This is a genomic window from Oceanospirillum sp. (assembly GCF_048265165.1).
In the GTDB taxonomy this organism is placed as follows: Bacteria; Pseudomonadota; Gammaproteobacteria; order Pseudomonadales; family Halomonadaceae; genus Oceanospirillum.
This window is the reverse complement of sequence record NZ_JBLXCD010000003.1, coordinates 26,312-51,171: the sequence shown is the minus strand read 5'-3', so window position 1 is coordinate 51,171 and position 24,860 is coordinate 26,312. Positions and strand designations below refer to the sequence as shown.

The window sequence follows — 24,860 nt, the reverse complement described above, 5'->3', positions numbered from 1 at the left end:
ATGTGTGGATACAGTCTTATGAAACCGAACAATCCAATGCTGGAGAAACTTCAGGAAATTCTGCCTGCGATCCGTGCTAACGCGACTAAGACGGAGGAGCTGCGTAAGATTCCCCAGGAAAATATCGACATGTTGCACGGCATCGGTCTGAACCGGGCCTTCCTGCCAAAAGCCTACGGTGGTCTGGAGATCTCCCTGCCGGAATTTACCGATTGTATCGCCGCTCTGGCCGGTGCCTGCTGCTCAACGGCATGGTCGTACAGCCTGCTGTGTACCCATAACCATCAGATGGCGATGTTCAGCAAAGAAGCCCAGGAGGAGTTCTGGGGTGAGAACCCGGATGCGGTGGCGTCTTCTTCCATTGCGCCCTTTGGCAAGTACGAAGAGGCGGAAGGCGGCATCATCTTTACCGGTGATATGAAGTGGAGTTCCGGTGTTGATCATGCGGACTGGATTATCGTCGGCCTGAACCGCATGGTAAATGATGAGAAAGTGTACAGCTTTGCGGTTATTCCCCGGAGCGAATTTACCATTATTGATGACTGGTACTCGGTGGCGATGCAGGGCTCCGGTACTAAGACCGCTCATATCGAAGGTGTATTTGTGCCTGAGCATCGTATTCAGGCAGCAAAAGATATGATGGAAGGCCGTCATAAAGGACGTGCACTCTACCCCGACAGTAAAATTTATCACACGCCTTATCGCCCTTATTTTGCCTGTGGTTTTGCCGCCATGAGCTTGGGTGTCGCGGAGCGTATGATCGAAGTCTACAAAGACCTGACCAAAAACCGTGTCCGAGCCTATACCGGTGCCAAGGTTGATGGTTCTGTACCGCCGATGCTACGTATTGCGGAGTCCTACCAGCAGGTGTGTGCGGCCCGTGCTTATCTGGAGAAAACCTGGAACGAGCATAAAGAGTATGGTGAGCGGCACGAATATCCTGATCGTTACACCCTGGCGCACTGGCGCACCAATCAGGCCTATGCCATCAAAATGTGTGTAGAAGCGGTGAACCGTCTGTGGGCTGTGATGGGTGCCTCTAACTGGTATGCCGACCGTGAGGGTCAACGCCTGTGGCGCGAGTCCAATATGACCGCAGCCCATGCTTACACCGATTATGATGTTTGCGCACAAATTATTGGCCGTGAGCTGCTGGGTCTGGAACCTGATCCATCTCTGCTGTAATGCGCCCTTCTGCCGGAGATGCTCCGGCAGATACCGCTCTTTTCTCTTTCTGTAACTCTTCTCAGAATAAAAGCAAGCACAGGACAACAACCATGAGTACTGAATTTGACCCACGGGATTTTCGTCGCGCACTGGGTAACTTTGCCACCGGTGTCACAGTTATTACCGCGTGTACAGCTGAAGGTGTCCAAACTGGTGTCACGGCCAACAGCTTTAACTCCGTTTCCCTGGAGCCGCCACTGGTACTGTGGAGCATCATGAAAAACTCCGGCAGTGTTGAGGTGTTCGACAACGCCAGCCATTTTGCCGTGAATATTCTGGCCGCAGACCAAATTCCGGTATCCAACCATTTTGCCCGCCCGTCTGATGATAAGTTTGCCGATATCGAGTATGAAAAAGGGCAGGGTAACGCCCCTTTGCTATCGGACTGTTCCGCCCGTTTTCAGTGTGAAAGCTACCAGAAACTGGATGGCGGTGATCACTGGATTCTGGTGGGTAAAGTGGTGGCTTATGATGATTATGGCCGCGCACCTCTGCTCTATCATGGCGGCGCATATTCCGCGGTGATTCCCCATGCCGGTGCCAAACCAAAAGATTCTGAAGCAACGGATGCGGGGCAGGAAAAGAATGACAAGCGTCTGGCAAGCAACCTGTATTATCAGATGCTGCAGGCGGTTAAGCGCTATCAGTCCAGTTATCAGCCGCTGCAGCTGGCCACCGGTCTGCGTACCATAGAGGCCCGTATGCTACTGACCCTGAATGATTTTGGCTCCCTGGCAACTCAGGATCTGGAAGAGCGTATCGGTATGCCGGATAACGATCTTCACGGCGCTGTTGATACGTTATGCCGTAAAGGCTGGCTGACCCAGCAAGATGATCAGTTAAGCCTGACCTCAGCCGGTGCCGAGCAGGCGGAAACCCTATGGAAGGTCGCCAGTGAACGTCAGGAGGAGGTCTTCGGACAGTTCTCTGAGGAAGAGTTAGCAACGTTCCGCAAGGTATTAGAGGCGGTCTGATCGGTTTTCAGGGTTGGTGTTGATACCATCAGCATCACCTGCATCGATGATCTTTATTGTGTCTGAGCCGAGCCTGACTGCTCTATCCTGTGATGCACTTGGGATCTATCTGCTCTGAGTTTGCCCGGTTTTGTAACCGGGCCTTTTTTTGCCTTTTTATCCTGCCGGAACCGTGTTTTGTCCGACTTTAGTCGATATTAGCGAAGTCAGATAAAACAGGGCTGGACAACGACCTGCTATTCATAAATGCTACCCGCCCTGTGAAGCAGCTTACTGCGTTATACCGCGCTGTTTCTTCGGTTGTCCGTTAACGCTTTGCTGTAAGCCTTTCTGGTGCCAGAGAAGCTGTTAACGGCAATTCCGTAAAAAAGATAATAAGTTCAGACATGTTTAGTGAAAACCAAGGCCCCTATTTATGACTACTGCATTTGACCCGAAAGCATTTCGCCGCGCTTTGGGCAACTTCGCTACCGGCGTCACCGTAATCACTGCCACTGCCAAAGATGGACAGCAGGCAGGTGTTACCGCCAACAGCTTTAACTCCGTTTCCCTTGATCCGCCACTGGTACTGTGGAGCATCATGAAAAACTCCGGCAGTGTTGAAATTTTTGATAACGCCAGCCATTTTGCCGTGAATGTACTGGCGGCGGACCAGATCGATATCTCCAACCACTTCGCCCGCCCGTCCGATGACAAGTTCTCCAGCATCGATTACGAGAAAGGTCTGGGTGATGCGCCGCTGCTGTCTGACTGTGCAGCCCGTTTTCAGTGCGCCAACTATGAAAAAGTTGATGGTGGTGACCACTGGATTCTGATCGGTAAAGTTGAAGCCTTTGACGATTACGGTCGTGCACCGCTGCTGTATCACGGTGGTACTTACTCTGCGGTTGTACCCCATATGGGAGCTGCCCAGAAGAAAGCAGACGTTGATGCAGCAGCGGCAGAACAAGCCGATGCTGATCGCGAAAAAATGCTGGATAACAATCTCTACTACCAGATGCTGAGTGCGGTAAAACGCTACCAGCGTGGTTATTGGCCGATGCAGCAGGCAAGTGGCTTGCGTGTCGCAGAGGCTCACCTGCTGATGGTGCTGAAAGACCTTGGCTCGGTTAGCTTCAGCGCCATGGTTGACTATCTGCTGATGCCGGATCAGGACCTGGCCCCATCGGTTGAAAAGCTAAAGCGTAAAGCCTGGATAAATGTGCAGGATGAGCAGCTGACCCTGACCGAAGAGGGGACTCATCAGGCAGAGGCCTACTGGCAGCTGTCAGAAGATTATCAGGAAAAAGTGTTCGGTGATCTTACCGACGAAGAACTGGCGGTATTCCGCAAGGTTCTGAAAAAGATCTGATAGATCAGACTTTGAACACAAAAAACCGGATCAACTGATCCGGTTTTTTGTCATCTGGAACAGATAAAACGGCTTGCTAATGATCGGTTGCTGCTGTTTCTGAGTTTTCATGCAGCAGGTAATTGGTGATATTGGATTGAGTAGGTATCAGACCCGTCTGAATACCAAAGGGTTTAAACACCTTGTTGATCACACTCTGGGTCTGGCTGCCTTTGTTCTGCTCAATATCGGTCAGGGTACGGCGGCTGACACCGACCAGTTCAGCGTAGCGTGTTTGGGTAAAGCCCAGAACCTGCTTTCGGAGTTGTTGCAGAACTTCTCCCTGGGTCAGTTTGCCTTGTAAGTGCTGTCGTAACAGTTCTATCAGTAACGCCTGACGTTGGTCTGTGTTTAAGCTCATAACAGCCCCCAGCGTTTTAGTTTGTCATCCAGGTAATCAAAGCCCATTTTGAGAATCTGCTCAGACACGCCACGTTTTTCCAGTCTTGTTTTGAGTCCGGTGAGCATCTGCGCAGTCTCTTTCAGAGTTGTCATCGTCTTCTCAGCAGGACATAAATCTGCAAGCTGTTCTGCAATATCCTGCCAGCGATATTCACCGCCTTCCTCATAAGGTGATCCCCATTTTGTGGTACGGGTAATCCCCTCCCGATCCGCTTTCATCGGCGCAAAATCATAGATCGGTGATAGCCAGATATCATCGGGTTTCTTCAGCAGAGCGCTATTGCGTCCATGATTGTCCGTGTTGGCAAAGGCGATATTCAGCAGATCACGACAAACCCAATCACAGACAAAGCGTTCAGTATCAAAAGTGGCAGAACGTTTTTGCATCAGAGAGCAGCTGTTTCATATCAGAAAACCATTTTGAGCAATATACTGCTCAAATATAGCGGATGATGGTTTCTTTGAGAAATATTTTGCTCAAAAACTGAGTTGGATCTTATTTTTGAGCAAAATATTGCTCATTGTGGCTTGTCAGTCTTTTCCTTGAGAATGGGTTTGCATTGAATCGGCAATCTGTTGCATCAGGTCTTGGCTTTGCAGAGCGTGTAGGGTTTCCTGCTCGCGCTCCCAATCTTCTGCGCTGATGACAACAAAGTCCTGACCTGTTGAGTCGGTGACTTTCATCGGCTCATACTGGTCTGCAACCTGTTCAACAACAGCTTCCAGTTTATCGCGGAATTGGTTAATGCTGATTGTGTTCATAGGAAACACCTTTTTTCATACGATTGTAGAGTTAGTGACGTGAGATGAACCGATAACCAGTATATTTCAGTTTTCCGGGAAAACTGTGCTCGTTTTGTCCGACTTAATGCTCGGTTTACCGGTGCGAAAAAATTGGATAAGCTGCAAATTCAATGAATTATAGGAACGGGCGCAGCAATAACAGGCGCACGGTTATGGGTATATATGCGCATGCGCGTTTAGCAGGGAAGCAGTCCGATCAGAAAATGGATTTTTTCTTTCTAATCAAAGTCTTTCCTCGATATCTGTCGGACTATTGAAATCGGCAAAATAAGCATGCCTATGATTAAAATGTTAGTTGCTCAAACCAAGCACGGAAGTGTCTGATGAATGAAATTGATATCCTAAAAAAACTAGCTTCAAATCTCACTGAGCGAAAAAGTGTTGCAGCACTAAGCAACTATGGAGTCCTATGTAACAATATTTCCTTCTCTCACGATTTGCTGGAGAAGGGCATAAGCTATCTCCGGCATATTGTCTCTGCGCTTAAATGTACATTAAATGACAATGAATCTCTACGTCTTGAGTATCAGATCGGTAACGATCTTAATCCTTTTACAGCTCTTGTACCTAGCTTACTTTCCAATGACTTGGAAGCCATCAATAAGTTATCTTTGCATACAGAACCTGATAATCGCGATGATATAAATGTAGATAATGTTGGGCGGCTGCATAGAGGCTTTGTTGAATATAATAATTTAGTTACAGCGACAAGGCAGTTGATCGATAGCCTAGTAACGGATGCCTATCAAATCCAACTTCTAGATCCAAAGGAATTTAATTATCATGCGCTTTTGTCGCTAAATAGCTTTGAAAAATACGCAACGAAATCTATTCGCCAAGGGCTATTTAATGATGACATTGAAGATGCGTTAACTGAGTTCAGGAATCTAAAATTTCGCGACTGGAATAATTCAGCCATAACGAAATGTCAGCATATTAGCTTTGCGAATAAAGTGGATTACTTGTTTTCTGAATTGAGCCTTAATACACCTGAAGATAATGCTTTTAGAGATGAAGTAAAAAACCTATTCAAGTTCTCATCTGAGTTTACACATATTGGATATATATCTACCTTCTTTACATCAAAATCAGGTTCGCAACCAGTTTTTGGTAGTGATAAAGGCCCATATCTACCAAGCACTGAAAATTTCAGCGAACTAAAATATCAAATAATTGAATCATGTATCAATTTTATGTTCAACGTGTACATTCCAAGCATAAAATTGTGTGTAAGTAAGATGGTTTTAGATGATATTTCGGAACCAATTATAGGTAATTTAGACAATCTTGTTTCTATGCTGGAATATGGCATTAATACAAGAAACAATAATTACTATTTCTTTGTTTGTTCATCCTTGATAGGGTCAGAAAATTCAATAGAACTGCCGTGCATCTGTGGCCATAATAATCTCTGGAATCCACCGCATGATAACAGTGACCTTTTTTGTATGGGCTGTGGAAGCTCATACAACATAATGGCAATGGATGGAGACCCCGGCTACATAATTACAAGCAATGGTCCGGTAAAGGTTATTGGGTCAACTGCCCCTGACTTCCAAGATTTACCTTTTGAAAAACAGCAGGAACTTCTGCAGAAAGTAGCCGAGTGTAAAGCAAGTGCTAACAGCAACTAACAATCCAAGGCAGGCGGACATATTTTTGCTTCGCTGCGCTCAAAACGCAAAAATACGCCTCTGCTTGGGGCGTTAAATTTACGAGGTAAAGTATGGAATCCTATCATGGTACATCAGATAAGTTTATCAAGGACTTAGTTGATGGGAAAATCGTTAGCGATAAGGGCAGTGGTGAACTGGGTAAAGGCTTCTACACAGGAGAGCGTTTGTACCTCGCGAAGCAATGGGCTTATAACAAACATGACCGTTCTACTTCTGTGCTGGTTTTAGAGACTAATGATATAAAAGTAGAACAGTTAGATATTTTGATCATGGATTACTCTGAAGCGACCGCTGCTCGGAGGGAAATTAAGAAAAACGAAACCACTCAATCACATGAATTCAAAGTGGATATGGTCTGGAGCCCTATTGTTGGTACGACTAAAAAAGTTGGCGAGCAATATAAATGGGAGTCAAAAACAAGTATGGACTTATTAAATGGCAAAGACACAATACGAACAAAGATATAGCAAATATGTCCATTATTTTTGTCATGTAGATTCTGGAAAGCTTGTATATCCCAAAGACACCGATGATAACTATAGTACTTATGGCAGTTTTTTTCTTATCGGAGGCTCTGTAAAAGCAGACTATATCATCCATGCATACGACAATGGTATATTCACAGAATTAACTCTTACACAAGATAAAAGAAATTCAAACTTCTTTGTCGCAACACATAAGAAGTATGGCAAATTTGTATTTCACGCAGAACAAGTTGAGCACTGGAATATCGAAGTTAATTATAACCAAAAATCATATAGCGTATTGAGGCGTTTGCGTCCTTGGAATGAGTCTAAATTTGAGTCTGTCTGTAAAATGAATGATTTCTATATAGTTGGGTTTGCCAACTTGGATGATGGCGAACAGTAAATTTAACAAAGCGTTTAAGACAGATTCCCAACGCATGGCATTTTTCATTCCATCGTTGGGTTTTGTGTTTACGGTGGTATGGTTAGGTTTCGTGGTGGCGTTGCTCACTACTTAACGCGGCGTTCAGGCTGTAGAAAAACCTAACAGGTTCTGGTTATTGAGAATTTATCGCGGCGCTACGTTGATTTAAGCGTATTCTCTGATGAAAACTGCTTCAGAATTCACGTGGCAGCGCCATTTTTAGTACAAAAAATGATCAATTTTTGAGGCTGAAGTTTTTCTACAGCCTCGTTATTTACCTAGGTGAATCATGGACGAAATTTCTAAATATCATGAGTTAGCAAAAGATGCTGGTAATCGCTTAAGAGCATATATCTTATCTGTTTCCTCGGGGGCAACGGGCGTATTCTTTTTAGCTTTAACTAAAACAGATAAAACTTCTCTATCATGTTCTGAAAAGTGGTTATTATCAATAGCATTAATATCCTTTGTATTAACTGTTTTACTTTGCTTGTATGAATTACGTATTGATGCCAAAAGATTCTTTTCATTAGCAAAGGAACTTGGTAAGCCACAAAGTGATCAAAATTGGGAGCAAAATAATAGCTATAAATCCAAACGATATTGGCTTATTCATTTATCCTATGTAACTCTAGGTATTGCTATTCTATCTACGAGTGTTTATCTCGTTTTAAATATAATCGGTACATAAAAAGTTGCTTAAACGGACACAAAACAGTTGGCTGTGCTCGTTCCTCGCAAATTTTAGCCAACGTTTTTTAGCCGCTTAGCAAAGCGTTCAGGCTGTAGAAAAACTTCCCGAACGATGGTCTGATCGGGTTTTGAAACGCAGGAGGCGGTGATGGCTCGATTTAAGCACTACGACTACAACCAAAAAGAAAACCGGGACACCCATAATTTAGCCTAACCAAAACGGACTTGTCCCATCTTATGGGATTGTTCCCTAGGCTATTTTCAGATAGGTCTGACGGAGTTTTTAACGTGTTAATAGAGCGGGATATAACTATGGGTGTCCCAAATTATTCCCCGCTGATTAACATAAATTGACTTGTGATTTTATAAATAAAACGGCGTTAGTCTCTGTTTATAAAAGGGTTACAAAATTCATATACTGTTCCAGTTCACCGACAACGTACTCTTCCATTAACTTTCCGGTTTCCATGGCATAAGGCTGTTTGAAATGTTTCTCCCAGACATCGGATTCTTTGCGCCAATGCTCATAGACCACCAAGGTTTCATCATCGCCTTCGACGGTGTAGAGGTCGAACAGTAAGCAGCCGTCTTCAGTACGGGTATGGGTAATGTGTTTTTCAAACTGTTGGATTAGCTTTTCGCGGCTGCCAGGCTTAATTTTAAAGATAAAGAAGATGTTAAAAAGAGGATCTTCTGGATTCGCGGCTTTTAATGCCACCGGCGCAGGCTGAGTGTCATTAACCGTAAAAACTTCGATTGGTTTATCCTGTGCTTTTTCCGCCAGTGCAAGCAGCTCTTTTGTATATGGCTGCTGCATATGGCTCGCTAAGGCGGCCTCATCCTGCCAGCGGTCGTAGGCAAAAAATAGATTAGGGTTAGCATTATCCCGATAGAGTCGCATTTCTAGGTTGCCGGGTTCTTGTGCAACGCCATTTTTATTGACGGATAGGGCGGCGGTAAATGCGTCGTTAAACTCGGGTTTAATTGAAAATTTGATGATTTGCGTAAAAGCCATGATGATGCTCCTGATGATATTAAATGTTTAGAAACCTTCGAGTACGATTTTTCCCCGGGCTTTGCCGGTTTCAAGCTGTGCGTGGACTTTTTTCAAGTTATCAGCATTGATGTTGCCGGCGACTTCAGTCAGTGTGGACCTTACCTTTCCCGCATCAATCAGTTCTGCGACCTTACTTAGTAACTGGTGTTGTACGTCGATATCCGGGGTGCCAAAAAATGAGCGGGTGAACATCAGCTCAAAATGAACCGAGACTGATTTCATGACAAAGGGCTGACTGGCAAAGGCTTCGACTTCATCGGTTAAGCTAAACCGGCCCTGTGGTGCGATCAGCTCCGCGATATCCGCTAGGTGATGTTGACTGTGGTTGGTTGAAAACACGAAACCGGGCGCGCCTAACCCTAATGCTTCAATTTGTGGCGCCATCGGTTTGCTGTGATCGATCACATAGTGAGCGCCTAGCTCTTCTACCCAAGCCTTTGTTTCGGGACGCGATACGGTGGTAATGACTGTAAGATCCGTCAAGGCTCGCAGTAATTGAATAGCAATGGACCCGACGCCGCCAGCGCCACCGATTATCAAGATCAGATTACCACCCTGAATGGTTGGGCGAGTGACATCTAAGCGATCAAATAGAGCTTCCCATGCGGTAATCGTGGTGAGTGGCATAGCAGCCGCTTCGGCGTGGCTGAGGCTGGTGGGTTTCTTGGCGACAATGCGTTCATCGACGAGCTGAAACTCACTGTTAGTGCCTGGGCGAACCATTGAACCCGCGTAGTAGACTTCATCACCAATCTTAAAGTTTTTGACATCCGCCCCTACAGCTTCAACAACCCCAGATGCATCAAAACCTAAGATATTCCAGCCACCGTCGGGTGCGGGCATGGCTTGGCGCATTTTGTAATCCACTGGGTTAACAGAGACCGCTTGGATTTTAACGAGTAGGTCTTGTCCCTCAGGTGATGGTTTATCTAAGGTGATATCGACTAAGGCTTCTTGGCGGTCGAGACTGCCGGGTACTTGATAACCAATGGCTTTCATTTTCATATCCTTCACTCTGTACTGAACGGTTATTTAGCAGGTGCTGCTTAATGTGGTAACTATCTTATTCTTCCCGTAATGAGTGATCATCTGACTAATTAAGGAATTATTTTCCTGTATTTTAGGATAATATAGGCATCAATATTGATCTAGTGTGTTTACTGGAGTCTGCCTTGGATCTGGATTTAAAAACCTTAGCGTTATTTGTACGTGTTACTTCACTTGGCGCGATCGGTCGTGCAGGTGAGGAATTTGGCCTATCGTCAACCAATGCCAGTCAGCGGATACAGACGTTGGAGGCGATATTAGGGGTTAAGTTGTTTCATCGAACCACGAGGGTCGTTACCCTAACCCATGATGGACAGGTGTTTTTAGAGCATGCCAAACGTATCTTGGATGATGTTGAGGAAACCTGGAATGTATTTAAAGGTGAGGACGATAAAGTACAGGGAAAAATTCGTTTAACGGTGTCGGCCTCCTACGGACGAATCTATCTAGTGCCGTTTATCCCTGCATTATTAGCCAAGTATCCCCATTTAGAAATTGAGATCGATTTCACCGATAAAACCATCGATATCGTGGAGCAGGGATACGATATCGCTTTTCGCATGCACGCGCTCGACTCGACCAGTTTACTAGCCCGGCGCATAGCCGATAATCCGATGATTTTAGTGGCCTCTCCGGGATATCTTCAGCAGGCGGGTTGCCCTCAAACACCGGATGAACTTGCCCAGCACTGTTGCATTCCGTTTGCGAAATCAAATCATTGGCGTTTTAAAGATCAGGCGGGTGAAACCCATGATGTGTCGGTTTCAGGGCCTATTAGTGTTAATTGGGGGGATGCGATTGCCGATTTAGTGGAAGCCGGTATGGGCATCGGGATGGCCTCGTTGTGGCATGTAGGGCCGGCGATTAAAGCGGGAAGAGTGGTGCAGGTGTTGCCCGACTATAAAATATGGCCCGAGACATGTATCTGGGCGGTGCGCCCACCGGGCCGGTTAACGCCGGTGCGCGTAAAAGTATTTTTAGATTTTATTGAAGAGGTTATTCGCGAGACAAATATTGAGCGCTATGGGGACTTACTATAGTGCTCGCTGCTTTACCGGGCCTCACTTTTGCTCTATCAGAGAACCTTTTCGGCACAAAAAACCGGGACACCCATAATTTAGCCCTAAAAAAAGACTGAACTGCTTTAGCCTGAGAAGTAAAACTAAAGTGCAAAGCCAATGGCAACTGTATTGCCTGGTACACAGTGTAGAAAAACTGGCAATCGACAATTAACAAAAAAAGAACGAGCTACTGGCGAGAAAAGCGGGTTAGAAACAGGTTTTCTACAGGCTCGTTATGTCTCTTGACCGCACCTGTTAACAGGTGCTATTAATAGCACCAAATCGTTGGCTAGGTAATCACTATGCAAGTGAAATTTTCCGAGGATGTCGTTCCTCTATCAGACCTGAAGGTCAATCCCGGAAAGGTGGTTGGTCGAGCGCAAGAGACGCACCGTCCCATCCTGCTCACCAGTCGTGGCCGTGGCATAGCTGTTGTTCAGGGGCTTGAGGATTATGAGAGAACCGCAGAGGAATTACGGTTTGTAAAGGCGGTGGCGCAGGGGCTTATGGATGTTCAAGAGGGCAATACCGTATCGTTGGAGGACGCCAGGAAAACGTTGGGTATCAAGTAAATGGAATTACGCATCGCACAGTCCGCTCTTGAGGACTTACAGGCTGTTCAGGAGTATTACAAAGAGCAGGATGCGTCACATATTTACAAAGAGCAGGATGCGTCACATATCGGTGATGATTTCGTGGCTGCTATCCTGGAGCACTGTGAAATGCTTCAAATCCACCCTGATGCTGGCCGAGTTGTTCCTGAATTCAACATGGATCATATTCACGAATTGATTCACGCGCCGTTTCGGGTTGTTTATCTCAGGCAAGCTAAAGAGGTTGTGCTGATACGAGTCTGGCGGAGTGAGAGGCAGCTCGAATTACCAGCAAACGAAACATAACCAAGCCATGCACCGAATGCCAAACCCTCTGCTTCGCTGCGGTTTTGTCACCTATCTATCCTGTGTGGGTTCGTTGCAGGAGGTCGCCAACCTTCCAAATTCGAAACAAATTTAAACACCAAAAAACCGGATCAGTTGATCCGGTTTTTTGCGTTTAACAAGACAGAAAACTTAAACCCGACTCTCACCATAAGTCAGTTCAGCCTGTTTAGAAGCCTGTGGCGCGGGCACTTTGCTGCCATCCTGCAGGGTTACCGGGAATACGCAGTTGATCTGGCCGGTGCCGGAGCTACCAAAGTAAGGGGTCAGCACTTCGGCGTTGCCGTCATACCCTGACCAGCCCAGTGCGCCCAATAGCATGGCGGTGTCGTGCATCATACCTTCGCCGTGACCTTTGATGGCGTATTCCGGCAGCATGGTGCAGAACTTATCCCACTCGGCGTTTTGCCACATTTTCACCACTTCGTGATCCAGTGTTTCCAGGAAGGGGCTCCAAACTTTATCGGAGAAATCCGGTGCCTGTCCGTTCTGGGCAAAGCGGTGGGACAGAGAGCCGGAGGCGAGAATAGCAACGGTGCCATCGTAGTGTTTTTCAATCGCTTCACGCATCGCCCAACCCAGGCGGGCGCTGTCGTTCAGGTAGTGAACGGTACACAGGGCCGATACCGAGATCACTTTAAAGTGGTTGTCCTGATTCATATAGCGCATGGGAACCAGCGTACCGTACTCCGGGGCCAAGGTGGTGCTGTCGTGTGCTAGTGTTTCTACACCCTGCTCGTTACACACTTTAGCCATCAGATTACCCAGCTCAGGGTTACCGTTCAGGTCATATTCCATATTGCTGATAAAGTGTGGCAGCTCGCCACTGGTGTAGTTACCTTCCCAGTGTTCAGCACAGTTGATGTGGTAGCCCGCATTGACCAACCAGTGGGTATCAAATACCACGATGGTATCTACGCCCAGCTCACGGCAGCGGCGGCCGATTTCGATATGACCATCAATCGCTTCCTGACGGCAGCCTTTGCGTGGGCCGTCCAGCTCCGAGAGATACATGGAGGGTACGTGTGTGATCTTGGCGGCTAGTGCAAGTTTTCCCATTGTTATTATCCTCTTGGGTTTTGCCGGGCATCGGTTGTAATACGGTGCCGTTAAAAAGTGACTATCAGGTTGTTGGATTTATCTGTTAGGGCGTGTCAGGCTCTTGGGTGGCACGCTAAGCATGTGTGGTTTTAGCGGATCTCCTGCGCCATGAGTAGCTATGGCAGATAATGGCGAGAACCGGTGCAGCCAAAATGCTGCCCATCAGCACCACTAACCCCTGCTGCATCAACCAGGGGGTGACCTGAGCCATCACGCCTCCTGTTAGCAACTGAATAAAGCCCATCAGGCCGGAGGCGGTTCCGGCTGAGCCTGTAGCACAAGCAATCGCGCCGGACTGGGCATTGGGCTGGCTAAAACCACGGCCAAAGGTGACCAGAGCCATGGGTAAGAACAGGGTGAGCAGAGTGAGCTTCGCCTCAAGGGCAAAGAGCAGCAGTAGCCCTGCTCCAAATAGTGACAGGCTATTGCCCAGCATCACCATGCGGTCGATATTCAGCCATTTGGCCATACGGGTGGAGAGAAAGCTGCCCGCCATAAAGGCAAGGGATACCGTCAGAAACCAGCTGCCAAACTGGGCGGAGTTGCCACCAAACAGATCCACCACAATATACGGGGAGCTACCCACAAACATATAAAAGGCGGTGGCGATAAAGGTGGTGGAGAAGGCGTAACCCAGATATTCCGATGAGGTCAGCACATTGCCGTATTGGCCCAGCACGCGACCTAATCGCAGGTTATCGCTTTTCTGTGTACAGGTTTCCGGTAGCCATTTGAAGGTGGCGATCATCACCACTGAGCCGATCACAATGGGCAGCAGGAGTGTCGCATTCCAGCCGTACCAGAGGTTAAGAAAGCCCCCGAGAGTTGGTGCTATGGACTGGGCGATGGCAATCGCCATCACCATATAGCCCATCTTTCCGGCGGCACCCTGTCGGCCATAGAGATCGACAATTACTGTGCGGGCCAGGGACATGGCGGTACTGCCGCCTAATGCCTGCAGCACACGACCGGCCACCAGAAAGGTAATATCCTGAGCAATCGCCGCCAGCGCACTGCCGATCACATGCAGAGCAAGCCCCCAGAGCAGTACCGGGCGACGACCAAAAAAATCAGCCAAAGGGCCGGAGATCAGCTGACCCACCGCCAGCATCAGCAGATAACTGGTGAAGGTCAGCTGGATGGTGTTGATATCAACACCCAGAGAGCGGGCAGCATCCGGCATCGCCGGCACAAACAGGTTCAGTGCCAGTGGACTGGTCAGCGCCATGGCTGACAGCAGCGTCATCAGTGAAGATGACGGATGAATGGATGCTGTTTTCATTAAAGCTCTCTTAGTCTCGTTATCGGGCTGGGCCGATCCGCTTAAGGGTTCGGATTACGCAGCACCATCAGGCGGATTTCGGTCATATCCTCAATGGCGTAGCGGATACCTTCACGGCCGATACCGGAATCTTTTACACCGCCATAGGGCATATGATCCACACGCCATGAAGGCACATCTCCAATCACGACACCGCCCACTTCCAGCTCATCCCAGGCTTTCTGCGCTTTGTAGATATCCTTGGTGAAAATACCCGCCTGCAATCCAAAGTCAGAGTTGTTCACCTCTTTCAGTGCCGCATCGTAGTCGCTGAATTTAGACAGAATCGCCACCGGGCCGAAGGCTTCCTGACAGCTGACATCCATCTCCGGAGAAACATCTTCCAGCAGGGTCGCTTCCAGCATGGCACCGTCACAGTTACCACCGGCCAGCACCTTAGCACCGCCTGCTTTTGCTGCTTCAACCCAGCCGTGCAGGCGGGCCGCTTCTTTCTCAGAGATCATCGGGCCGATAAAGGTGTTTTCATCCGCCGGATCGCCATGAACCAGCTCACCGACCGCCTTGATCAGGCGCGTACGGGCTTCATCGTACAGGCTTTCGTGCACCAGGATACGCTGAACCGAGATGCAGCTCTGACCGGACTGGTAGTAAGCGCCAAAAACGATACGGGCAACGGCATCTTCAAGGTCAGTGCCCTCATCGACGATACAGGCCGCGTTGCCGCCCAGTTCCAGCACTACAGGCTTCTTACCGGCTTTGGCCTTTAGGCTCCAGCCAACCTCTGGTGAACCGGTAAAGCTCAGCAGCTTCAGGCGGTCATCAGTGGTGAAGAGGTCAGCACCATCACGGTGACAGGGTAGAATAGAGAAAGCACCTTTCGGCAGATCGGTCTCCGCCAGTACTTCACCGATAATCAGGGCACCAATGGGCGTCAGGGACGCGGGCTTGAGTACAAAAGGGCAACCCGCTGCAATGGCCGGAGCGACCTTGTGGGCGGCCAGATTTAGCGGGAAGTTAAAGGGAGAAATAAAGGAGCACGGGCCGATGGGAACGCGCTTCCACTGGCCGCTGTAGCCGTTGGCACGGGGGCTGATATCCATCGGGATCACTTCGCCGTAGATCCGGGTGGCTTCTTCGGCGGCGATTTTAAAGGTGTCGATCAGGCGGGTCACTTCGCCACGGGCATCTTTGATCGGCTTACCGGCTTCGATACACAGGGCCTGAGCCAGTTCTTCAAAGCGCTCCTGAAAGCGTTTTACACAGTATTCCAGAATTTGCTGGCGCTTAAAGGCCGGTAACTTACGCATTGGCTCAGCCGCAGCATTAGCCGCAGCAATGGCCTGGTCGATGGCGTTGACATCGGCCATGGCAACATGGGTAGCCACTTCACCGGTGTATTTATTGGTAACAGACAGGTCCTGGTTCGGGGAAACCGGTTCGTTGGCCAGATAGTAGGGGTAGCTTTTCTGCAGCATTGCTGGGCTCCATAGTCGTCGTTTTTGTTTTACTGTTTTAATATTGTTTTGTTTTACAGTTTTTAATGTCGTTCTATTTAATATTAATAGCGATACGGATGTTCAGAGCCCCGTTGTTCAGAGCCCGTTGCTCAGATAGGCCGGATCATGGTCCGTATGAGTTGTTGATACCTAGCGCTGCAATGGCCGCTTCAGCGCACTCTATATCCTGAGTAACAGCACCACCGGAGACCCCGACAGCAGCCACGAGCAAGCTCGAAGAGGTCAGGGAACCTGTGCTGCCGGAGTCATAACGGGTGCCAGAGCCGGAATCTGATAAAAATTCTGCCGGAACATTAACCGGTAGGCCGCCACCGAGCAGGGTGAATCTGTCCCGCTGGCCAAGAGCCTGCTGAACCTTGGGCTGGTTGGCAAGGCGTTCGTCCCACTCATGGGTGGCACGATTAAAACTAACGGCGGTGTAGGCTTTGTCTTCTGCCAGAGATGCAGACAACAAAGGCGCGCCATTCATGCGAATACTGGCCAATGCGACGCCCTGGGGGCCAACCACAGAGATACAGACCCTGATACCCAGTTGTTCAGCTTTCTGTTGAGCAGCCTGGAGCATGACCAAAGCGGAATCAGTACTTAGCTCTTGCAGTGTTTGAAGCGATAGGGTCATCGTTATATTCCGGTTGTCACTTTGCCTGACACAGTTAGGCCTTAAGGGCTGTTATTGAATTAAAGTTAACATATTAAGTAAAAATATAGATAACATGTTAACTATTGTCAACGCAGAACCTGAGCTTTAAGACCATTTTCTATTGAGACAGGTCAGAGTTTTGTCAGGAGTGGAGCCTGGGCCGCCTGAATCAGAGCTGCCCAAATGGCTGGTCTCTGCGCTAATACTCAGGGTTCAAGGTGGATGATTTCACTGAGCAGTTCATTCAGCTGTTGGAGTTTTTCCTTTGAGATCTGATTGGTCAGATCACCATAGCGGCCTTCCAGGCGCGGGCTGAGTTCTTTGAACAGCTGTTTGGCCTGATCTGTCAGGCTGATCAGTACACGGCGCTGGTCCTCGGTGGATTTGCGGCGTTTCAGGTGCCCCTGGCTTTCCAGCCGGTTGATGATGCCGGTGAGACTGGGGCTAAGAATGCAGCACAGCTCCGCCAGTTGTTTCGATTCCAGCTCTTCATATTCATTCAGGGCACGGATCACGCGCCACTGTTGTTCTGTCAGCCCTGCTTCCTGAAGGATCGGGCGGAAGAAAGCCATCGTGGATTCACGGGCCTTCAGCAGTTTCAGCGGGATAGAGTCATTAAATTTACGCATCTGATCAAATTTCCGTTGCAGGCTTTTAGCCTGATCGGCCTGCTGCTCCAGAGTCTCGGATGCAGTGGCGGTGTCATATTTTTTTGCTTCAGCGAACACCCTTGGCCTCCATGATAAAGAGGATTCCGGTCGCAAAGAGCAGCATGATGGTGGAGTAGGACATATTGTCCCGAAGCATGGCTCGATTGGAAACCTTAAATTGATGATGAATGATGATATTGATCCCGTTGAACTGTGAGCCGAACATCGCCAGTAATACGCCCATCATGCTTGTTAAGGGTGATGGTTACCTTGGTCAAATTAAAATCTTATTAATATATTAAGTATTTGGTAAGTCTAACCGATTTTTTGCGGAATGTAAGCGGACAATCTAAGCAAATAGCTTATCCTTGAGGACAAATGCTGCAGGATGGAGACCGCTAAAATGAAGTACAGTATAGGATCGTCAGAAGGTGATTTAGAGTCTGAAGCAGTGGTTGTACTGAAGAATCGTCTTGGTATCAAAGATATTAATGAGATGAACTTGGTTGAGGAGGAGATGCTGCATAAGCTTTATGAGTCGATATTTTCCCCTGAGTTTCAGCTGTCATCTTTATCTGTTTCGGATATACGCAGATGGCACTACCGATGGCTTAATCCTATCTATGAATGGGGGGGAGAGCTGCGAACCGTGAATATGTCAAAAGGCGGCTTTTTGTTTGCCGGAGCTAAGTATATCTCTGTATTGCTCAATGATTTTGAAATGGACTTTCTTAGTCAATTCGAGAATTTAATGAAGTTAGATGAAAGCCAGCTGGTTTCTTTGTTGGCGAGAAGCCATGTTGAGTTCATTCTTCTGCATCCATTCAGAGAGGGTAATGGACGTATATCGAGATTGCTGATGGATGTTATGGCGGCTCAGGCGGGATTCAGTGCATTGGACTATTCAATTTGGGATCAAAATAAGGACTTTTATTTTAAGTCTATTCAGGCAGGCGTTGCTGGAGACTATCAATATATTGAGCGTCTGGTTAGGGATATACTAGACGTTGCCAAATCTTAACGAGCCAGCTGAAGATCACTAAAACGGCTTTTCTTATTTCGTAGTCTGTTTTCGATCTGAGTGATTGATTCATTCGTTTCAATAGCGCTGGAGCTGGCAACTGCTCTTAATATACGCTCTTTGCTGACAATTCTGGTCGGTGTTCTCTGTTTCATCATATATCTCCCATAGCTCAGTTAAGTATAGCAGTCTAATGGAACTTTGACTCGCTCTGTAATCTGAAGTCTTTCGGTGTCAAGCCGGTTTGCTTGCGGAAGAAGCGTGAAAAATAAGAGGGATCGGTAAAGCCCAGTTCAAAACCGATATCATTAATACTGAGGTTGGAGTAGCGCAGTAGGCGCTTGCTCTCCTGCAGTACGCGTTCATGGATCAGTTTTTTCGGGGGGCAGTTGGCGACCCGCTGACAGATATGATTCAGGCGGCTTTCGGATACACCGATGGTGGAGCAGTATCTGCTCAGCGGCCAGCGGTTACGAAACTCCTGTTCGAGCTGCTCCGAGAAGCGGCGAAACAGTCGCAGTTCCTCACTGGCAACGGTTTGGGTTTCAGTATTTTCTGGTGCAAGGCGCATCATCTGTAACAGCAGCAGGCGCACAATGCTTTCTAAGGCAAAATTCTTGTCGCTGTGTTCGCCCTGCCATTCATCCTGTAGAGCCTCAAAGCTGTGTTCCAGTCGATGCCAGAGCTTCAGCTGTTGTTCACTTAACAGGCGCTTTTCAATACAGATGGGGCGGATATATTCGCTGTCCAGCTGCTTGTTCTGGCTGTCACTGAGCAGATAGCCGATCATCGACTGATGTACGGTCAGCACATACCCGGTGATCCCTGGTTGGGTCATAAAAGAGTGAGGAATAGCCGGTGGGGTCAGAAAAACAGAGGCGCCTTCGCAGTTATAAACTGCTTCGTCGATATAGAAGTGGCTTTTGCCGCCATGGATAAAGTGGATCTGCAGAAACTGGGCGTGCAGATGCACCGGCATATCACGGCCAAAGAAGTCCGCCATACGCCCCAATACATCAAAATGGATAGAGGCATCGGCAAAATGCTGGTCATAATCCTGACCGATAACAATGTTAGGAATCCACTCATCGTTATGGTTTACCGGCATGGCGTATCTGCTCTGCTTAAGGGGTGCAGAAAAGAATCAGTAAACTGAGCCTTTTTCTGCTTTTGGTGCGGTGATATTGGCTTTGAACTTAGCCGCCAGGTCATTGGATGACTTCATCAGCAGGCCGGTATCGGTGCCGACACCCACGAACAGTGCACCCAGTTCAATATAGCGTTGTGCCAGTGTCTGATCCGCAATCAGAATACCCGGTGCTTTACCGGCGGCTACGATTTTAGCGATGCTCTCTTCGATCACTTTCTGTACTTCCGGGTGTCCGGGATTACCGATATAGCCCATGGAAGCGCTCAGGTCGGATGGGCCGATAAAGACGCCATCGACGCCATCAACGGCGAGAATATCATCCAGGTGTTCTACGCCCTTCGGGGTTTCGATCTGAATCAGAACACAGATCTCATCGTTAGCGGTCTGCAGATATTCTGGCATACGGTTGAAGCCGGAGGCACGGGCCAGGGCGCTGCCGACACCCCGAATACCCTGTGGTGGATAACGGGTGGCAGCAACCACTTCGGCTGCCTGCTCACCGGTCTCCACCATAGGCGCGAGAAGGGTCTGTGCCCCTAAGTCCAGAATCTGCTTGATACGCACCGCATCCGGCCAGGGCGGACGCACAATCGGGTGCGACGGGTAAGGTGCAATCGCCTGCAGCTGACCCAGAATGGTTTGCAGATCATTGGGCGCGTGTTCGGCATCGATCAGCAGCCAGTCGAAACCGGCACCGGCCAGCAGTTCCGCGGTGTAGCTATTGGCCAGACCCAGCCAAAGGCCGATCTGAGCGGTATCACCCTGTTTCAGGGCTTGCTTAAAGGTATTGGTTGGAGCGGGCATGTTGCTCTCCTGAAACCTGGTGGTTATTGAAAAAATCGGTAGGTTGGATAAGCGAAGCGCCATCCGACGCCTCTCTAACTACCTTTATTTGGTATTTCTCTAATGTTCTGTATTTTTCTAACTGCTTCTATTTAAAGAAGCAGCTGATGCTTCCCAGTGGGCCGTAATCCACCTGGAAGGTGTCACCTTTGCGTGCCGCCACCGGGCGGGTGAAAGAGCCACCCAGAATGATCTGTCCCGGTTCCAGTGTGATGCCGTAAGGGTGCAGGCGGTTGGCAAGCCAGGCAACGCCATTGGCCGGGTGGTTCAGAACACCGGCGGCGACACCGGTCTCTTCGATAACACCGTTGCGATACATCATGGCGGAGACCCAGCGCAGATCCATCTCAGAGGGCTTGATCGGACGTCCCCCCATAATAATACCGCCGTTGGCTGCATTATCGGCGATGGTGTCGAACACCTTACGGGGACGGCCGGATTCTGGGTCGATGGACTGAGAACGGGCGTCGATCAGTTCCAGTGCCGGAATCACGTAGTCGGTGGCGTTATACACATCAAAAATTGTGCAGTTCGGGCCGGACAGGGGCGCTTTCAGGATAAACGCCAGTTCCACTTCGATACGGGGCACGATAAAACGGTCAGTGGGGATATCACCGGCATCTGCAAACAACATGTCATCCAGCAGAGTCCCGTAATCCGGCTCGTCGATCTGGGAGGACATCTGCATGGCACGGGAGGTCAGGCCGATCTTGTGACCGATCACTTTACGACCTTCCGCCAGTTTCAGCTTCAGCCATTCGCTCTGAATTTTATAGGCATCGGGAATGGTGATCTCCGGGTGTTGCAGGGAGATCTGGCGGATCTGTTTGCGGTCTTTTTCCGCCTGATGCAGCTGGGCGGCGCAATCTTTAATAATCTCTTCGGAAAGCATCGTGATAATCCTTGTGCTGACCGCTGGCTGTCCCTGTTACAGGGGCAGTCAGCGGCTTTTATTCTTATTGTTAGTGTCAGTGTGGTTCTTTAACGGTGAGGCTCTTTTAGCCCAACGTTTTCAGGTAGTCGCTTTCGCTGATAATGTGATTGACCAGCCGACCAACACCTTCAACCTCGGTTACGATCTCGTCGCCTGGCTTCACATCCGCCAGACCTTCCGGTGTACCGGTGAAGATCATATCCCCTGGCTCCAGCGTCATAATGGCGCTCAGGTATTCCACCAGATAAGGAATATCGAAGACCAGATCCGAGGTGCTGCCTTCCTGTTTCAGTTCACCGTTGATATAGGTGCGCAGGGTCAGGTTGTGGGGATCAGCGACTTCGTCAGCATCAAGGATATAGGGACCTACCGGCGTGCAGGTATCCCGGCTTTTAACCCGCAGATTAGGACGGTAGTAGTTTTCCAGATAATCCCGGATGGCGTAGTCGTTACCCACGGTGTAGCCGCCGATATAGTCCATGGCGTTGTCACGGGAAACGTTTTTCGCCGTTTTGCCGATTACCGCCACCAGCTCACATTCGTAGTGCATATAGTCCACGTTGTCCGGGCGGTAAGTGTTCTTGTTGTGACCTAGCAGAGTATTGGGCGCTTTCAGGAAGACCAGTGGCTCTTCCGGTGCTTTAAAGGCCAGTTCCGCCGCGTGATCGGCATAGTTCAAACCCAGAACGAAGATCTTGCCATCGCAAGGCGGTTGCCAGTCAGCATCCGCCTGAGCAATAACAGTACCGTCAGTCAGAACAGCATCCAGATTGTCGTTAACGGTAACGTCGGTTAGTTCACCGTTTAATAGAATACGTGCGCGTTTCATGGTGGACTTCCCCTTAACCCTGTTCTGCTTTGCTGTTGTTAGATTCAAGAACAACTTTGTTTTCCAGGCGGCCGATAGAGTCGATCTCAATGGCAACGGTGTCACCGGCTTTCAGTGCCAGCTTGTCGGTACGTAGTGGCGTACCGGCAATAATCAGATCACCTTCCTGCAGTGTCATAAAGCTGCTCAGGTAGCTGACAATTTTCGCCAGGCCATGAACCAGCTGGTCGGTGCTGGTACTGTGAACCAGTTCGTCATTGATAAAGGTGTTGATGGCCAGTTTTTCAGGGCTGGAAATATCGCTTTTATTAACAATCCATGGCCCGATCGGGCAGAAGCCATCACGGCACTTGGCTTTTACCGCCGGACGATAGAAGGATTCTTCCGCCAGAGAGACTTCGTTAACGATGGTGTAACCGGCTATGTAATCCATAGCGCTCTCTTCAGAAACGCGGGTAGCCTGTTTGCCGATCACAATGCCGATGGAAGGGCCTGCATAAATAGTGGTGCCATCTGCGGGTGCCGGGATCGCCGCGCCATAACCGATATGGGTGTTGGCTGTCTTAATATGCAGCACCGGAGTTTTCGGCGGATTAACATGGGGCTTTTCGTTAAAAGCCTGCTCCATGCTGGCGTAAAGCTCTTTGTCGTTCAGCGCGATGGCAAATACGGTGCCTGTGGTTGCAGGCAGCCATTGCTGTGACGTCATCTCCTGCTTTTGATTGGGGTCGATAGCCAGCTCAGTTGCTACGCCATCCTTCAGGATTCGGCTGTGCCTCATGGCGAAATCTCCAGATTCTTTGGATTCTTGTTGGAATGTTCTGATAGGTATACGTGTCTAGGTTGATTACTTTCTATGTTAATTAGTTTTGCTATTAAGGGCGGAATTGTCAATAACTTAATATGTTAATTAAATTGCCGGGATTTTCAGAAGTCTTTTATCTCTTAGGTTTGGTAAGGCTTGCAGGCTGTTTTTGTTATTTTGTCCTGAGATTAGACTAAAGTTAGCAGACAGATTTTAGTTTCACAGGTAACTTCTCAGTTGACAATTGTTAATATGTTAAATAAATTGGTTAATATGTTAAGTTGTTGCTGCTCGGAGGTTGGGTCTGAACCTCGGAGAAAGACAGCAGGCTCAAATTTCAGTTAAAGCCCCACAGGGCTTTAGTGCATAGGTAGGACGGAACAGAACAATGATTAAGAACCTGATTAACGGCAAGTGGGTAGAAAGCCCGGAAACCTTTGAAACCGTAAACCCGGCAACCGGAGAAGTTCTGGCTGAAGTCGCTCACGCAACCCCTGAGCAGGTTGCCGCAGCAACTCAGGCGGCAAAAGATGCATTCCCTGCCTGGGCGAATATGCCGATTGCCAAGCGTTCTAAAATTATCGAAAAGCTGGGTGACCTGATCGGTGAAAATGTTGAAAAGATCGCTCAGCTGGAAACAGCAGATACGGGTCTGCCGATTTACCAGACTCAGAATGCTCTGATTCCACGTTCTTCCAATAACTTCTACTTTTTCGCTGAAAAATCCCGCCAGATGAACGGTCATACCTATCCAATGGATGACCAAATGCTGAACTACACCCTGTATCAGCCGACCGGTGTGTGTGCACTTATCTCTCCATGGAACGTGCCATTTATGACTGGCACCTGGAAAACGGCACCGGCACTGGCGCTGGGTAACACTGCGGTGATGAAACAGTCTGAGCTGTCTCCGTTGTCTACGGATTTTCTGGGTCATCTGGCGTTGGAAGCGGGTATTCCTGCGGGCGTATTTAACATCGTTCATGGCTTTGGTGGCACCACGGGTAACGCACTGATTACTGACCCTAACGTGAATGCGATCTCTTTCACCGGTGGTACATCAACCGGTAAGCATATCATCGCGAACGCAGGCCTGAAGAAATTCTCCATGGAGCTGGGGGGTAAGTCTCCGGTGATCATCTTTGATGATTGCGACTACGAGCGCGCCCTAGATGCTGCGGTATTCGGTATCTTCTCGATTAACGGTGAGCGTTGCACTGCCGGTTCCCGCCTGTTTGTGCAGGAAGGTATCTACGACAAGTTCTGCGAAGAGTTCGCCGCTCGCGCTAACAAGATCAAGGTGGGTGATCCGACTGAGATGGACACCAAGGTTGGCTCTCTGATCAGTCAGGCCCATTGGGATAAGGTAACCGGTTATATCAAAACCGGTATCGAAGAGGGTGCAACCCTGATCGCCGGTGGCCCTGATAAGCCGGTTGATGAACTGCCGGATCACCTGAAAGGCGGCCACTTTGTTCGCCCGACGGCGTTCCGTGATGTCACCAATGATATGCGTATCGCCCGTGAAGAGATCTTCGGCCCTGTGGCGGTGATTATTCCGTTCAAAGATGAAGAAGATGTGGTTCGTATGGCGAACGACAATGACTATGGTCTGGCGTCTTATCTGTGGACGCAGGATGTGGGTAAGGTGCATCGCATCGCAAATCGTATCGAAGCGGGCATGATGTTTGTGAACAGCCAGAACGTGCGAGACCTGCGAACTCCGTTTGGTGGTGTGAAAGGCTCAGGTACGGGCCGTGAAGGTGGTGATTACAGCTTCGAAGTTTTCTGTGAGCCAAAGAATGTCTGTATCAGTATGGGGTCACACCATATTCCTAAATGGGGTGTGTAATTTTTTATCCGGTAGGCAGGGCGCACCAGGTGTGCTCTCTGTCTGTAACGGGCGCTTCGGTTGAATCTGAAGCTGA

Annotated in this window: 28 protein-coding genes; 12 read left to right on the top strand and 16 right to left on the bottom strand. The window is 48.7% G+C overall.

Annotated elements, in window-relative coordinates; genetic code table 11:
• The first annotated feature begins 18 nt into the window (after positions 1 to 18).
• The 3 genes from ACN0R8_RS07255 (at position 19) to ACN0R8_RS07245 (ending at position 3,552) form a co-directional block, all read left to right on the top strand.
• Complete coding sequence (locus tag ACN0R8_RS07255; RefSeq protein ID WP_417596423.1) at positions 19 to 1,185, top strand: p-hydroxyphenylacetate 3-hydroxylase oxygenase component; 1,167 nt, start codon at positions 19 to 21, stop codon at positions 1,183 to 1,185.
• 92 nt (positions 1,186 to 1,277) lie between these two features.
• Positions 1,278 to 2,201 carry a p-hydroxyphenylacetate 3-hydroxylase reductase component gene (locus ACN0R8_RS07250; RefSeq protein ID WP_417596422.1) on the top strand — a complete coding sequence of 308 codons (924 nt, stop codon included), beginning with the start codon at positions 1,278 to 1,280 and terminating at the stop codon, positions 2,199 to 2,201.
• Between the two features lie 415 nt (positions 2,202 to 2,616).
• Positions 2,617 to 3,552 carry a p-hydroxyphenylacetate 3-hydroxylase reductase component gene (locus tag ACN0R8_RS07245; protein WP_417596421.1) on the top strand — a complete coding sequence of 312 codons (936 nt, stop codon included), beginning with the start codon at positions 2,617 to 2,619 and terminating at the stop codon, positions 3,550 to 3,552.
• Between the two features lie 76 nt (positions 3,553 to 3,628).
• Here ACN0R8_RS07245 and ACN0R8_RS07240 read toward each other — a convergent pair whose 3' ends face one another.
• From ACN0R8_RS07240 to ACN0R8_RS07230, 3 genes are all read right to left on the bottom strand, one after another.
• Positions 3,629 to 3,952 carry a helix-turn-helix domain-containing protein gene (locus ACN0R8_RS07240; RefSeq protein WP_417596420.1) on the bottom strand — a complete coding sequence of 108 codons (324 nt, stop codon included), beginning with the start codon at positions 3,950 to 3,952 and terminating at the stop codon, positions 3,629 to 3,631.
• Positions 3,949 to 4,380 carry a HipA domain-containing protein gene (locus ACN0R8_RS07235; protein WP_417596419.1) on the bottom strand — a complete coding sequence of 144 codons (432 nt, stop codon included), beginning with the start codon at positions 4,378 to 4,380 and terminating at the stop codon, positions 3,949 to 3,951. Before ACN0R8_RS07235 ends, ACN0R8_RS07240 begins: the two co-directional genes overlap by 4 nt.
• Positions 4,381 to 4,524: 144 nt before the next feature.
• Positions 4,525 to 4,755 (bottom strand): type II toxin-antitoxin system Phd/YefM family antitoxin, encoded by a 231-nt coding sequence (locus ACN0R8_RS07230; RefSeq protein WP_417596418.1) that lies wholly within the window; start codon positions 4,753 to 4,755, stop codon positions 4,525 to 4,527.
• A gap of 365 nt (positions 4,756 to 5,120) precedes the next feature.
• Between ACN0R8_RS07230 and ACN0R8_RS07225 the strand changes: the two genes are divergently transcribed.
• The 4 genes from ACN0R8_RS07225 (at position 5,121) to ACN0R8_RS07210 (ending at position 8,055) form a co-directional block, all read left to right on the top strand.
• Positions 5,121 to 6,431, top strand: coding sequence for a hypothetical protein (locus ACN0R8_RS07225; protein ID WP_417596417.1), 1,311 nt, complete (start codon positions 5,121 to 5,123; stop codon positions 6,429 to 6,431).
• A 92-nt stretch (positions 6,432 to 6,523) separates the two neighbouring features.
• A complete protein-coding gene (locus ACN0R8_RS07220; protein WP_417596416.1) occupies positions 6,524 to 6,940 on the top strand; it encodes a hypothetical protein in 417 nt (138 codons plus the stop codon).
• Positions 6,909 to 7,343 carry a hypothetical protein gene (locus ACN0R8_RS07215; protein WP_417596415.1) on the top strand — a complete coding sequence of 145 codons (435 nt, stop codon included), beginning with the start codon at positions 6,909 to 6,911 and terminating at the stop codon, positions 7,341 to 7,343. Before ACN0R8_RS07220 ends, ACN0R8_RS07215 begins: the two co-directional genes overlap by 32 nt.
• Positions 7,344 to 7,653: 310 nt before the next feature.
• Positions 7,654 to 8,055: a hypothetical protein gene (locus ACN0R8_RS07210; protein WP_417596414.1), complete on the top strand. Its 402-nt coding sequence runs from the start codon at positions 7,654 to 7,656 to the stop codon at positions 8,053 to 8,055.
• A 393-nt stretch (positions 8,056 to 8,448) separates the two neighbouring features.
• Here ACN0R8_RS07210 and ACN0R8_RS07205 read toward each other — a convergent pair whose 3' ends face one another.
• On the bottom strand, positions 8,449 to 9,072 hold the full coding sequence (locus ACN0R8_RS07205; RefSeq protein WP_417596413.1) for a putative quinol monooxygenase: 624 nt from the start codon (positions 9,070 to 9,072) through the stop codon (positions 8,449 to 8,451).
• A gap of 27 nt (positions 9,073 to 9,099) precedes the next feature.
• Entirely contained in the window at positions 9,100 to 10,113 is a 1,014-nt protein-coding gene (locus ACN0R8_RS07200) for a zinc-binding alcohol dehydrogenase family protein (RefSeq protein ID WP_417596412.1), read from the bottom strand.
• A gap of 173 nt (positions 10,114 to 10,286) precedes the next feature.
• Here ACN0R8_RS07200 and ACN0R8_RS07195 point away from each other — a divergent pair, with 173 nt between their 5' ends.
• The 3 genes from ACN0R8_RS07195 (at position 10,287) to ACN0R8_RS07185 (ending at position 12,121) form a co-directional block, all read left to right on the top strand.
• Positions 10,287 to 11,201 carry a LysR family transcriptional regulator gene (locus ACN0R8_RS07195; RefSeq protein WP_417596411.1) on the top strand — a complete coding sequence of 305 codons (915 nt, stop codon included), beginning with the start codon at positions 10,287 to 10,289 and terminating at the stop codon, positions 11,199 to 11,201.
• A 323-nt stretch (positions 11,202 to 11,524) separates the two neighbouring features.
• Positions 11,525 to 11,794 (top strand): type II toxin-antitoxin system Phd/YefM family antitoxin, encoded by a 270-nt coding sequence (locus ACN0R8_RS07190; protein WP_417596410.1) that lies wholly within the window; start codon positions 11,525 to 11,527, stop codon positions 11,792 to 11,794.
• Positions 11,795 to 12,121 carry a type II toxin-antitoxin system RelE/ParE family toxin gene (locus ACN0R8_RS07185; protein ID WP_417596409.1) on the top strand — a complete coding sequence of 109 codons (327 nt, stop codon included), beginning with the start codon at positions 11,795 to 11,797 and terminating at the stop codon, positions 12,119 to 12,121.
• A gap of 171 nt (positions 12,122 to 12,292) precedes the next feature.
• Here the strand turns inward: ACN0R8_RS07185 and hpaD are convergent, their stop codons facing one another.
• From hpaD to hpaR, 5 genes are all read right to left on the bottom strand, one after another.
• The gene (gene hpaD, locus ACN0R8_RS07180; RefSeq protein WP_417596408.1) at positions 12,293 to 13,219 is read right to left on the bottom strand and encodes a 3,4-dihydroxyphenylacetate 2,3-dioxygenase; all 927 of its coding nucleotides are present in this window, start codon (positions 13,217 to 13,219) and stop codon (positions 12,293 to 12,295) included.
• 115 nt (positions 13,220 to 13,334) lie between these two features.
• Complete coding sequence (locus ACN0R8_RS07175; RefSeq protein WP_417596407.1) at positions 13,335 to 14,543, bottom strand: multidrug effflux MFS transporter; 1,209 nt, start codon at positions 14,541 to 14,543, stop codon at positions 13,335 to 13,337.
• Between the two features lie 41 nt (positions 14,544 to 14,584).
• Positions 14,585 to 16,018: an aldehyde dehydrogenase family protein gene (locus tag ACN0R8_RS07170; protein WP_417596406.1), complete on the bottom strand. Its 1,434-nt coding sequence runs from the start codon at positions 16,016 to 16,018 to the stop codon at positions 14,585 to 14,587.
• A 145-nt stretch (positions 16,019 to 16,163) separates the two neighbouring features.
• The gene (locus tag ACN0R8_RS07165) at positions 16,164 to 16,679 is read right to left on the bottom strand and encodes a GlcG/HbpS family heme-binding protein (protein WP_417596405.1); all 516 of its coding nucleotides are present in this window, start codon (positions 16,677 to 16,679) and stop codon (positions 16,164 to 16,166) included.
• 227 nt (positions 16,680 to 16,906) lie between these two features.
• The gene (gene hpaR / locus ACN0R8_RS07160; RefSeq protein WP_417596404.1) at positions 16,907 to 17,428 is read right to left on the bottom strand and encodes a homoprotocatechuate degradation operon regulator HpaR; all 522 of its coding nucleotides are present in this window, start codon (positions 17,426 to 17,428) and stop codon (positions 16,907 to 16,909) included.
• A 325-nt stretch (positions 17,429 to 17,753) separates the two neighbouring features.
• Between hpaR and ACN0R8_RS07155 the strand changes: the two genes are divergently transcribed.
• Positions 17,754 to 18,371, top strand: coding sequence for a Fic/DOC family protein (locus ACN0R8_RS07155; RefSeq protein WP_417596403.1), 618 nt, complete (start codon positions 17,754 to 17,756; stop codon positions 18,369 to 18,371).
• Here ACN0R8_RS07155 and ACN0R8_RS07150 read toward each other — a convergent pair.
• The 6 genes from ACN0R8_RS07150 to ACN0R8_RS07125 all read right to left on the bottom strand — a co-directional run bounded on the left by ACN0R8_RS07150 (position 18,368) and on the right by ACN0R8_RS07125 (position 22,908).
• Positions 18,368 to 18,529, bottom strand: a complete 162-nt coding sequence (locus ACN0R8_RS07150; RefSeq protein ID WP_160054873.1) for a hypothetical protein — start codon at positions 18,527 to 18,529, stop codon at positions 18,368 to 18,370. The genes ACN0R8_RS07155 and ACN0R8_RS07150 overlap by 4 nt on opposite strands.
• A gap of 32 nt (positions 18,530 to 18,561) precedes the next feature.
• The gene (gene hpaA / locus ACN0R8_RS07145) at positions 18,562 to 19,479 is read right to left on the bottom strand and encodes a 4-hydroxyphenylacetate catabolism regulatory protein HpaA (protein WP_417596402.1); all 918 of its coding nucleotides are present in this window, start codon (positions 19,477 to 19,479) and stop codon (positions 18,562 to 18,564) included.
• 36 nt (positions 19,480 to 19,515) lie between these two features.
• Positions 19,516 to 20,325 carry a 4-hydroxy-2-oxoheptanedioate aldolase gene (gene hpaI / locus ACN0R8_RS07140; protein WP_417596401.1) on the bottom strand — a complete coding sequence of 270 codons (810 nt, stop codon included), beginning with the start codon at positions 20,323 to 20,325 and terminating at the stop codon, positions 19,516 to 19,518.
• A gap of 127 nt (positions 20,326 to 20,452) precedes the next feature.
• Positions 20,453 to 21,256, bottom strand: a complete 804-nt coding sequence (hpaH, locus tag ACN0R8_RS07135) for a 2-oxo-hept-4-ene-1,7-dioate hydratase (RefSeq protein WP_417596400.1) — start codon at positions 21,254 to 21,256, stop codon at positions 20,453 to 20,455.
• A 106-nt stretch (positions 21,257 to 21,362) separates the two neighbouring features.
• On the bottom strand, positions 21,363 to 22,127 hold the full coding sequence (locus tag ACN0R8_RS07130) for a fumarylacetoacetate hydrolase family protein (RefSeq protein WP_417596399.1): 765 nt from the start codon (positions 22,125 to 22,127) through the stop codon (positions 21,363 to 21,365).
• A gap of 13 nt (positions 22,128 to 22,140) precedes the next feature.
• Positions 22,141 to 22,908 (bottom strand): fumarylacetoacetate hydrolase family protein, encoded by a 768-nt coding sequence (locus ACN0R8_RS07125; RefSeq protein ID WP_417596398.1) that lies wholly within the window; start codon positions 22,906 to 22,908, stop codon positions 22,141 to 22,143.
• 412 nt (positions 22,909 to 23,320) lie between these two features.
• Between ACN0R8_RS07125 and hpaE the strand changes: the two genes are divergently transcribed.
• Entirely contained in the window at positions 23,321 to 24,784 is a 1,464-nt protein-coding gene (gene hpaE, locus ACN0R8_RS07120; protein ID WP_417596397.1) for a 5-carboxymethyl-2-hydroxymuconate semialdehyde dehydrogenase, read from the top strand.
• Positions 24,785 to 24,860 lie beyond the last annotated feature (76 nt).